Origin of the sequence: Microvirga tunisiensis (assembly GCF_009296175.1) — a bacterium.
GTDB classification, from domain to species: Bacteria; Pseudomonadota; Alphaproteobacteria; order Rhizobiales; family Beijerinckiaceae; genus Microvirga; species Microvirga tunisiensis.
In genome coordinates this window covers 1-2,052 of sequence record NZ_VOSK01000634.1, presented here as the reverse complement: position 1 = coordinate 2,052, position 2,052 = coordinate 1, and the positions used below count along the sequence as shown (strand labels likewise).

The window sequence follows — 2,052 nt, the reverse complement described above, 5'->3', positions numbered from 1 at the left end:
CAGGCGCCCACCGTCGAAAGCAGCGGTGATCTTCTTGCGGCCAACGGCTGGAAACGGGAAGGTGGCAGGTGTATCGTCCGGCATGGCGAGTGTGGCACAGGGCAATTGGTGGCAGGGATTAGTCTCAACAACCAAATCCTACGCTGCTTCAAGTGCTTAAGCTACACTCGCCAGCCTTCATCAACCTTCCCATGCATAAGAACGGCTAGTGTGGCCCTGGAGCGCTGGATGAGTGAAAGAGAAATTAGGCGTTGTGCTGTCGATGGGCAGCGGCGCGGCTGTGCGGCCAGGAATCCGGGTGCTTGAACGCCCACCACGGACGATCCATCGGTTTGTCGGGCGAGCATAGCCCAGATAGAAGCGGCCGTAGTTGGCCTCTACCGAAAAGTCAGTCTCCACCCTGTGTCGCCAGAGCAGCATGTCCTCAGTGCCCCGAAGGACCTGCACGTCGCCCATAACTGGTGCACAGGAGCACTCGAGCCGAGCGCAATCCAGCCGCCGCAGCAGCCAGAGATGTGGTGCCGCCGTATGAGGATCATTGAAAGGACACTCCTCGGCGTTGACACCTGAGGCCAGCGCGAGCAGACGCTCGCGCAAGGTCCGTCCGGTCTGTCCGATATAGGTGAGGCGGTTTGGCCCTCGGCCTTCAGATCGGATGCGATAGACGCCTGGGAGGAGTGGAGCCGTACGCCGGATCTCCTCTCGCTCAAGCGGCACCCATGGGGTCCACGCGAGGTTGCACCAGCCCTTATCCATGATCGTAGGCTGGCGAGCGTCCCCTCCCACAACCCTGTCGTGCTGATCAACGCCCATGAAGGAACACGCTCTCACGATGGAAGGCGAGATAGCTGGCCTGTCCCGAGCTAAAGGCGCCTACGTTCAGCGGCGGTGCCGTCGAAACACCAAGACGAGCAATCTGGTTGGCATCAATGAGCGGCGAGACAAGGATCCGCCCATCATTTTGGAAGGAGATGTAGCCCCGGTCGAACAGATGATCGACATTCGGGCAGAGCAACAGCCCATTGTTCCCATCGAGCCGCTCAGCGCTCGTCGTGCAGGACCGCCAGGGCTTGATATGGCTAGCCCGGAGCAACCGCGGGTCAGTCACGCCAGTCACACGGCAGGCCTGCTCGACGGCCTCGACATTGAGGCGAAACCGGCCTTGACCGCGCCTTGCCTCAATCACGGCCCTCCGAGTGGTCTCGTCCAAACCAAGATCGCTCTGGATCTCAGTCTCAAGGGCGTCATCGACCCGACGGACCGCACCATCGTCGTCCCCAGCACCCCGGGCAATCCGAAGAACGTCGACGCCCCAGGCACCCAGCCGAGCCAGCAGCACCGCCGCCATCGCGTCGGGGACAGCAGCGAGGTAGACGTGCTGATAACCATCCCCTTCTGCATTTAACGGGGCATACTTCTCTGGAAGGTAGGGTCTGATCTCGCCTATGAACTCCTTGGGTCTCAGTGGCTGTGGCAGCGCATGCCATTCGATTGGCACCATCCAGCCATCCTGCGCCCAGTTTGTGCCGGCTGATCCAAACTCGGGTGGCTTAGGGCTAGAAACAGCTGGGCGTGTAACGATACCAAGCTGTCGGATCTGCGCACCAGCGTATGAGAAAACAAGATCGCCAGGCACGACGAGCCGCAGGTTATCGTAGGACTGGTTGCGGCTGCCGTTGCTCTTGGTCTTGGGCGACCAGATGTACTGACCCTCGACTTCCTGTCGGTATGTCTGCTTGTGGTTGACCCACCAGTAAGTCATCATATTCCCCCGTTCGCCGAGGAAGATTATATTCAGCACGTTGGGTGTTCAACTACTGCTCTGAACCAAAACTGACCGGTGCTCATGACCCAAAAGCGTACGTCATTCAGCGCCAATACGCTTTGCCAGCTCATGGAGCAGTAGTCCGCGCAGGCGGCCCTAGCCGATCGTATTCACCTGCGCTGGTTGCGATGACCTGACTTGCGGCTTGGGCGAGCCAATCTGTTGCGCCTTTTTCATCGCGGCGAGGTTTGGAACGTCGGAACGCGTTGGCGGAGAAGACATGGGGT

General features: G+C 59.9%; 1 protein-coding gene. It reads right to left on the bottom strand.

What is annotated here, in order from left to right; genetic code table 11:
• Window positions 1-802: 802 nt before the first annotated feature.
• Window positions 803-1,801, bottom strand: a complete 999-nt coding sequence (locus FS320_RS42270) for an HNH endonuclease (RefSeq protein ID WP_202882969.1) — start codon at window positions 1,799-1,801, stop codon at window positions 803-805.
• Window positions 1,802-2,052 lie beyond the last annotated feature (251 nt).